This window comes from Streptomyces sp. NPDC059718, assembly GCF_042733315.1.
Lineage (GTDB): Bacteria > Actinomycetota > Actinomycetes > Streptomycetales > Streptomycetaceae > Actinacidiphila.
On sequence record NZ_JBHWGA010000130.1, the window covers coordinates 1 to 1,898 of the forward strand.

The 1,898-nt window shown below is 65.4% G+C and carries 2 protein-coding genes; both read left to right on the forward strand.

The window, feature by feature from the left end:
- Positions 1–119: 119 nt before the first annotated feature.
- Positions 120–704: a transposase gene (locus ACFV3E_RS46625; RefSeq protein WP_500542617.1), complete on the forward strand. Its 585-nt coding sequence runs from the start codon at positions 120–122 to the stop codon at positions 702–704.
- A gap of 141 nt (positions 705–845) precedes the next feature.
- Positions 846–1,880, forward strand: coding sequence for a transposase (locus ACFV3E_RS46630; protein WP_500542619.1), 1,035 nt, complete (start codon positions 846–848; stop codon positions 1,878–1,880).
- The last annotated feature ends 18 nt before the right edge of the window (positions 1,881–1,898 follow it).

The window sequence follows — 1,898 nt, forward strand, 5'->3', positions numbered from 1 at the left end:
GATGCTGTTGGTGATCTTCACTCGGTCGAGTGAAGTCATGACGTGGTTGGCCTGTGGATCGACGCAGTGTGCTGCGCTGGTTTGGGCGGGGTGGTTCGAGCGGTCGGAGGGTGGCCGCGATGTCGATGGGGTCGAGTTCGGGGCGGGTGATTCCGCCGTTGACGGTGCGGATGGCGCGGGCGAGTAATCCGCGGGGCACGGCGGCCATGTGGGTGCGTGACCGGTTGGACGAATTATTCACAGATGAGCACTTTGCCGACTGGTATCCGGTTGATGGGCGGCAGGGGTTGTCGCCGGCTCGGCTGGCCATGGTGTCGGTGCTGCAGTACGCGGAAAACCTCACTGACCGGCAGGCCGCCGAGGCGGTCCGTTGCCGGTTGGACTGGAAGTACTGTCTGGGCCTTGAGCTGGACGATTCGGGCTTTGACCATTCCGTGCTCAGCGAGTTCCGGGACCGCATGGCTCAAGGCGATCGGGCGGATCGGCTGCTGGCCGTGATGGTCGACCATCTGGTGGCCGCGGGCTTGGTCAAGCGGCGTGGTGCGGTGCGCACCGACTCCACCCACGTGCTCGCGGCCATTCGCAAGCTGAGCCGGGTGGAGTTGGTCACCGAAACGCTGCGGGCCGCTCTGGAACAACTGTCGTTGGCGGACGAGACCTGGCTGGCGCCACTGATCACGGCGGACTGGGCGGACCGGTATTGACGTCCGACCATCTACCACCGGCTTCCCAAGGGCACGGCGGCGCTGGAGGAGTACGTGCTGCAGGTTGGCGCGGACGGCATGCGGCTGCTGAGGGCCGTCTTCAGCGATCAGGCCCCGCCGCGATTGAGGACCTTGCCCCAGGTGGACATCCTGCGACGCGTGTGGGTGCAGCAGTACTGGTTCGACAGCTCCGGGCGACAGCGGTGGCGGGAACCGAAATCCACCAAGGACCGGTTGAGCAGGCGCAATATGCCGCGCAGAGCTGCTTCGCGTCCCCAGGCTGCGGGAAGGCCGGACCCGGACAAGGCCAGCGTCCCGTGGGCCAGCATAGAGATCATCTCTCCCTGTGACGCCGAAGCCCACTACAGCCAGAAGCTGACCGCGTCCGGACAGAAGGAGTGGATCGGCTATCGCAATCACCAGAGCGAAACCTGTGGTGATGGTCCGCACCTGATCGTGCAGGTCACCACCCGGCCGGCGCCCGAGCAGGACATCGACGCCCTCGAACAGATCCATCAGAACCTGGTCCGGCAGGGATTCACCGACCTGGAGCACTTCGTCGACACCGGATACATCACTCCTGAATCCATCGACCATGCCCAGCGCACCCACGGGGTGGTACTGACCGGTCCGGTTCGGGCCGACCCGAGGGCCCGTGAGCATCCCGGCTTCACCAAGGCGGACTTCACGCCCGACTGGCAGGCCCGCACTCTCACCTGCCCCCGTGGAGTGACCAGTCACCCCTGGAAGCCGACACGGGGTGACGGACATGAACGGCTGTCCGTGCTGTTCCCCAAGCCGGCCTGCCGGGCCTGCGAAGCCCGACAGGAATGCACGGGCACCACCGAAGACCGAAGCCGCCACATCATCTTGCTGCCCCAGCCCCTCCAAGAGATCCAGACACGCGTCCGACACGAGCAGGACACCGTCCAGTGGCGGCAGCACTATGCGATACGGGCCGGCTGCGAAGCCACCGTCTCCGAAACCGTCTACGCCCACGGACTACGGCACTGCCGCTACCGAGGGCTGGCCAAAACCCACGTCCAGCACGTTCTCACCGCCGCCGGAACCAACATCATCAGACTGAGCGGGCACTTCCCACCAGGCACTTCACCACCACGCCAGCCCCGTCCCTCAAGTCGATTCAAGCGACTCTGCCGAACCCTGACCGACTGAAGATCACCAACAGCATCC